General features: G+C 68.7%; 7 protein-coding genes. 3 read left to right on the forward strand and 4 right to left on the reverse strand.

Annotation, left to right across the window (positions count from 1 at the left end; all coding sequences use genetic code 11):
* Positions 1-251: 251 nt before the first annotated feature.
* Positions 252-623, reverse strand: coding sequence for a helix-turn-helix domain-containing protein (locus QZV94_RS22845; RefSeq protein WP_293682433.1), 372 nt, complete (start codon positions 621-623; stop codon positions 252-254).
* Positions 624-690: 67 nt separating this feature from the next.
* Between QZV94_RS22845 and QZV94_RS22850 the strand changes: the two genes are divergently transcribed.
* Positions 691-1242 carry a carboxymuconolactone decarboxylase family protein gene (locus QZV94_RS22850; RefSeq protein ID WP_293682435.1) on the forward strand — a complete coding sequence of 184 codons (552 nt, stop codon included), beginning with the start codon at positions 691-693 and terminating at the stop codon, positions 1240-1242.
* Here QZV94_RS22850 and QZV94_RS22855 read toward each other — a convergent pair.
* The 3 genes from QZV94_RS22855 to QZV94_RS22865 are packed head-to-tail and all read right to left on the reverse strand — an operon-like array spanning position 1226 to position 2909.
* A complete protein-coding gene (locus tag QZV94_RS22855) occupies positions 1226-1792 on the reverse strand; it encodes a demethoxyubiquinone hydroxylase family protein (RefSeq protein WP_293682437.1) in 567 nt (188 codons plus the stop codon). The genes QZV94_RS22850 and QZV94_RS22855 overlap by 17 nt on opposite strands.
* Complete coding sequence (locus QZV94_RS22860) at positions 1789-2301, reverse strand: disulfide bond formation protein B (protein WP_293682439.1); 513 nt, start codon at positions 2299-2301, stop codon at positions 1789-1791. Before QZV94_RS22860 ends, QZV94_RS22855 begins: the two co-directional genes overlap by 4 nt.
* Positions 2302-2330: 29 nt before the next feature.
* Positions 2331-2909: a YqaA family protein gene (locus tag QZV94_RS22865; protein ID WP_293682441.1), complete on the reverse strand. Its 579-nt coding sequence runs from the start codon at positions 2907-2909 to the stop codon at positions 2331-2333.
* Between the two features lie 116 nt (positions 2910-3025).
* Here QZV94_RS22865 and hppD point away from each other — a divergent pair, with 116 nt between their 5' ends.
* Positions 3026-4123, forward strand: coding sequence for a 4-hydroxyphenylpyruvate dioxygenase (hppD, locus tag QZV94_RS22870; protein ID WP_293682443.1), 1098 nt, complete (start codon positions 3026-3028; stop codon positions 4121-4123).
* Between the two features lie 15 nt (positions 4124-4138).
* Complete coding sequence (locus QZV94_RS22875) at positions 4139-5134, forward strand: isoaspartyl peptidase/L-asparaginase family protein (RefSeq protein ID WP_293682445.1); 996 nt, start codon at positions 4139-4141, stop codon at positions 5132-5134.
* Positions 5135-5225: the final 91 nt, after the last annotated feature.

Raw genomic sequence — 5225 nt, forward strand, 5'->3', positions numbered from 1 at the left:
CATGCAGGACCTGGCGACTCAGCCCCTGGGCGATCCAGGGTCGTGGATCGACCACCGCCTCACGCCCACAGCGGCATCGCGCCCACAGGCTTGAGCGCGCTTGCGTCGCCCAGCCGAGGCGCGCCTCGCCGTAGGACCAGTCCCGCGCCAGGTATCTTCCGCCGTCCGCCATCGTTCGACTCCTTGCTCGGAACAAAAACAGAACTTTTGAGCCGTGGCGAGTCCCTAAAGGCTGTGATTCCGAGAGCCGCTCAACCCGACGTGGCTGGCTTGTCCCCAGGCGCGTCGTCCGCTCCCGCCCAGCGATCGGCAAACCCGTAGAGCGGCAGGAAGGCGGCGATCAGCTCCCGCCCGAGGGCCGTCACGTCATAGCCGCGCCCCGCGGCGTGATCCACGAGGCGCGCCCCTCGCAATTCCGCCAGGCGCGCCTGCAGCACGGTTGGGGAAGCTTCGTCGCAAGCCACGCGCAGCGCCCGGGCAGTGAGGGGCCCGTCGCGCAGTTCCCAGAGGATCCGCAGAGTCCAGCGGCGCCCCAAGAGGTCCAGCAGGGCCATGATCGGCCGGCCCGTCCGCGAGCCGCGAACCTGCCGGCCGGCCGACTCCTCCCCGGTTTGCTCAGGCATCGGCCTTGACCGGCGTTACGGAAAATGTAGCATGCATGTTATCGAAACTGTAGCAGGAGTCGGGCCCGTGCCAAGGATCGCCCCGATGGAGCCACCCTATCCGCCGGATGTGCAGTCCAGCTTCGACGCCATCATGCGCGGTGCGCCGCCGCTCATGCTCTTCCGCACCCTCGCGGCCAGCGCGCGGGCGTGGACCAAGTTCTGCGCCGGCTCCCTGCTCGACCGTGGCCCGCTTAGCCTGAGGCAGCGCGAGCTGGTGATCGACCGTACCTGTGCGCTCGCCGGTTGCGAGTACGAGTGGGGTGTGCACATCGCGATCTTCGCCGGCCCCGCCGGCCTCACGCCCGAAGAGGTCGCCGCAACGGCGGGTGCTGGCTCGTCCGCGCCGGGTTGGAGCGAAGCCGAACGCGCGCTGCTCATCGCCGTCGAGGCGCTGCACGCACGTGCGACCCTGAGCGACGCAGAGTTCGCCGCGCTCAGCGCCCACTACAATACGGACCAAGTGCTGGAGGTGCTGCTGCTGTGCGGCTTCTACCGCATGGTGGCCTACGTCGCGAACGGCCTGGATCTGCCGCTGGAGCCCGATGCGGCGCGATTCGCCGCTAGATCTTCTCGCTGAGCTTGATCGCCGCGCGGCACCCGGCGGTGATGACGGCGCTCAGCAGGCGGTGGCCCGGCGCCTCGCGGGCGCCTTCCTCGATGGCCAGGTCGCGGTGGGCCAGTTCCTCGTCGCGGAACTTCGCCAGCTCCGCCGCCAGGTCGGGATCGCGCTCGGCGAGTTCGGCGATCTGGCCCGCGTAGTGCTCCTCGATCACGGTTTCGACCGCCTCGGTGCAGGCGTGCGCGGCCTTCTCTCCCAAGAGGGCGGTTCCGGCGCCGAGCGCGAAGCCGGCCAGCCGCCAGACCGGGGCGAGCGCGGTAGGCCGCACCCGCCGCTCGGTCAGCAGGTGGTCGAAACGCGCCAGGTGTACGGCCTCCTGGCGTTCCATCTCGGCGAAATGGCGCGCGGCCGGGCTCCGGCCCATCACCACCTGTTGGCCGCGGTAGATCTGCACGGCCGCCAGCTCGCCGGCGTGGTCGACGCGCAATATTTCGGCGAGGCGGGCGGGGCCGGCGCCGCGGCCAGGCTTTTGCGGGATCGGCTTCGGGGGGATCGGCTTGGCGCTCATCGTTTCCCGTGCTCCCGGATGGCGGCCAGGACGCTTACCCCCGCGAGTCCTAGCGAGATCAGGGCGTTCCAGCCGGCCATCGAGAGGCCCGCCAGCCGCCAGGCGGCGTCCTCACAGGAGGGCGGCTTGTAGGTCGCGCCGTTCAGCATCGCGCGCATGTCCTCGATGCTGAACGTGCCGACACCGGAACAGGTCTGCGGCCCGGGCCAGAACTTCCACTCCGCGCCGGCATGGTAGACCGCGACCCCGCAGCTCGCCGCGAAGCCAAGCGCCAGGACCCAGCACGTCGCCGCCCGCCAGCGCGGCCCGCCCGGCATTCGCACCAGGATCATGAACGCCAGGCCTAGCGCCAGGATCGCCCAATACACCTCCCGCTGGCGCAGGCAGAGCATGCAGGGCGCGTAGCCTCCGAACCTTTCGAAGGCGTGCGCCGTAGCCAGCATGGCGACGGCGACGACCACCGCGCACAGCCGCCAGCGCTCGAGGAAAGGGTGGAGCAGGTTGGTCATCGGCCCGCCTTATGGACCAATCGCGGCGGTTAGAAAAAGACCTTGAGCGCCACGATCCCGCCGACGATCAGCACCAGCAGCAGCACGCTGTACAGGTTCAGCCGCCGCTCGAACTCCTCCAGCATAGCGGGCCCAAAGTACTTCAGCACCGCCGCGACGGCGAAGAAGCGGAATCCGCGGGTCAGCACGGAGGCCCAGACGAAGGTGAAGAGGTCGAACCGGGCAAGTCCCGCGGTGATGGTGACGAGCTTATAGGGGATCGGTGTCGCGCCTTTGATGAGGATCACGGCCAGTCCCCACTGGTCGAACCACTTCTGGAACTCGGCTTGCCCTTCCGGGTGGCCGAAAATGCGCAGGATGGCCTGCCCGAGCGGCTCCAGCCACACCCCGATAGCGTATCCTAGCAGTCCGCCAAACACCGAGGCGATCGTGCAGATGCCCGCATAGACAAACGCCTTGTCGCGACGCGCCAGGACCATCGGCCCCAGCATCACGTCGGGAGGGATCGGGAAGAACGAGCTCTCCGCGAACGAGATCACCGCGAGCGAGGCCGGTGCGTGACGCGAGCCCGCAAGCCGCATCACCCACCCGTACATTTTTCTGAACATGCGCGATCCAGGGGAGGGATTCTGGCGTTCCGCCTAGCAAGCCCTGCGCCGGTTGTCTTCGCGCTTCCGCAAAGTCGTTGCAAATGATACTAAGTGGACAAGGACAGGAGACCCCGATGAACGCCCAGGCTTCGACTCCCGCACGCGACCTGTTCGACAACCCCCTCGGCACCGATGGGTTCGAGTTCGTCGAGTTCACGTCCCCCGAGCCCGAGCGGCTGAAGGATCTGTTCGAGAAGATGGGCTTCACAGCGGTGTCCCGGCACCGCTCGAAGAACGTGCTGCGCTTCCGCCAGGGCGACATCAACTTCATCCTGAACATGGAGCCTTCCGGTCAGGCCGCGGCGTTCCGCGAGGCGCACGGTCCCTCGGCCAACGCCATGGCCTTCCGCGTCCGCGACGCGGCCAAGGCGCTGAAGCTGGCCGTCGAGCGCGGCGCGCAGCAGGTGCGAGGTCCGGTGGGGCCCATGGAGCTGAATATCCCGGCCATCGAGGGCATCGGCGGGTCCAACCTCTACCTGGTCGACCGCTATGGCGCGCAGGAAATCTACGACGTGGACTTCACGCCCATCCCGGGGGCGGAGGACGCGCGCGCGCGAAACGAAGTGGGCCTGACCTACCTCGACCACCTGACCCACAACGTCCACCGCGGCCAGATGACCAAGTGGGCGGAGTTCTATGAGCGCATCTTCAACTTCCGCGAGATCCGATACTTCGACATCGAAGGAAAGCAGACTGGACTGGTCTCCAAGGCGATGACCAGCCCGGACGGTAAGATCCGCATCCCGTTGAATGAGAGCCGGGACGAGCACTCGCAGATCGAAGAGTTCCTGAAGGACTACAAGGGCGAGGGCATCCAGCACATCGCCCTGGGCGCCGGGGACATCTACGAGTCGGTGGAAACCATGCGCGACCGCGGCGTGACGTTTCAGGACACCATCGACACCTACTTCGACGGCATCGACGCGCGGCTGCCCGGTCACGGCGAGAATGTGAACCGCCTGCGGGCGGACCGCATCCTGATCGACGGCGCGCCCAGCGAGGGGCAGGGGCTCTTGCTGCAGATCTTCACCGAGAACATGGTCGGCCCGATCTTCTTCGAACTGATCCAACGCAAGGGCAACGAGGGCTTCGGGGAGGGCAACTTCAAGGCCCTGTTCGAGTCGATCGAGCTGGACCAGATGCGCCGGGGCGTGCTGCCGGCGAAGGACTGACCGAAGGACCTGGGGATGGCGGAGCGATACCGGCCGAAGTGGGCGCTGGTGGCGCACGGTGGCGCGGGCGCCGTCGCGCGCGGGCTGCTGTCGTCCGAGCAGGACGCCGCCTATCGCGGCGCGCTCTCCACCGTCGCGCGGGCCGGCAGTGAGGTGCTCGCCGCCGGCGGCTCGGCGATGGATGCGATCGAGACTGCGATCTGCCTGCTGGAGGACGATCCCCTGTTCAACGCCGGCCGCGGCGCGGTGTTCACCGCCCAGGGGCGCGTAGAACTGGACGCCTCGATCATGGACGGCGCGGATCTGGCGGCAGGGGCCGTAGCGGGGCTTTCCACCACCCGCCATCCGATCTCGGCCGCGCGGGCGGTGATCGACGGCTCGGGCCACGTCCTCCTGGGCGGCGAGGGCGCCGAAGCCTTCGCCCGCAGCCGGGGCTTGGAGCAGGTCGACCCGAGCTATTTCTTCACCGAAGAGCGTTGGCGCAGCCTGGAGCGGACACTGTCGAAGCTGGGCCTGCCGATCCCGCCCCGGCCGTTCGGCCCCCCGGAGGCCGACGAGGGTCGCGCAGCCCTGGCGCACGACGAGGGCAAGCATGGGACCGTGGGCGTCGTCGCCCTGGACCAGGCCGGTCATGTCGCCGCCGGGACGTCCACGGGCGGGACGACGGCCAAACGCTGGGGCCGGGTGGGCGACAGCCCGCTGATCGGCGCGGGGACCTACGCCTCTGACCGGGGCTGCGCGGTCTCCTGCACCGGCGAGGGCGAGTACTTCATCCGCCTCGGCGTCGCCCAGCGCATCTGCGCGCTGGTGGAGTACAAACGGATGGGGCTGCAGGCCGCCGTCGACCAGGTGGTCCAAGGCGACCTGACGGCGCTGGGCGGGGAGGGCGGCGTCATCGCCTTGGCTCCGGACGGCCAGATGGCCTGGAGCTTCAATACCAAGGGCATGTACCGCGCCCGCATCGCCGAAGGCGAACCGCTGCTGGTGAGCCTCTACAGGGACGAGGGCTGAGATGGCCAAGGGTGACTGGATTCCCATCCGCGGGGCGCAGGGGACGCATTCGCGCCAAGCGCACGCCGACCTGCCGGCGGGGACCTACGAG

This window comes from uncultured Phenylobacterium sp., from assembly GCF_902826855.1.
GTDB lineage: Bacteria > Pseudomonadota > Alphaproteobacteria > Caulobacterales > Caulobacteraceae > Phenylobacterium.

What these genes read in the sequence shown, in the direction of transcription:
- QZV94_RS22845 (WP_293682433.1), bottom strand. Translation starts at nt 623, where the DNA reads ATGCCTGAGCAAACCGGGGAGGAGTCGGCCGGCCGGCAGGTTCGCGGC.
- QZV94_RS22855 (WP_293682437.1), bottom strand. Translation starts at nt 1,792, where the DNA reads ATGAGCGCCAAGCCGATCCCCCCGAAGCCGATCCCGCAAAAGCCTGGC.
- QZV94_RS22860 (WP_293682439.1), bottom strand. Translation starts at nt 2,301, where the DNA reads ATGACCAACCTGCTCCACCCTTTCCTCGAGCGCTGGCGGCTGTGCGCG.
- QZV94_RS22865 (WP_293682441.1), bottom strand. Translation starts at nt 2,909, where the DNA reads ATGTTCAGAAAAATGTACGGGTGGGTGATGCGGCTTGCGGGCTCGCGT.
- hppD (WP_293682443.1), top strand. Translation starts at nt 3,026, where the DNA reads ATGAACGCCCAGGCTTCGACTCCCGCACGCGACCTGTTCGACAACCCC.
- QZV94_RS22875 (WP_293682445.1), top strand. Translation starts at nt 4,139, where the DNA reads ATGGCGGAGCGATACCGGCCGAAGTGGGCGCTGGTGGCGCACGGTGGC.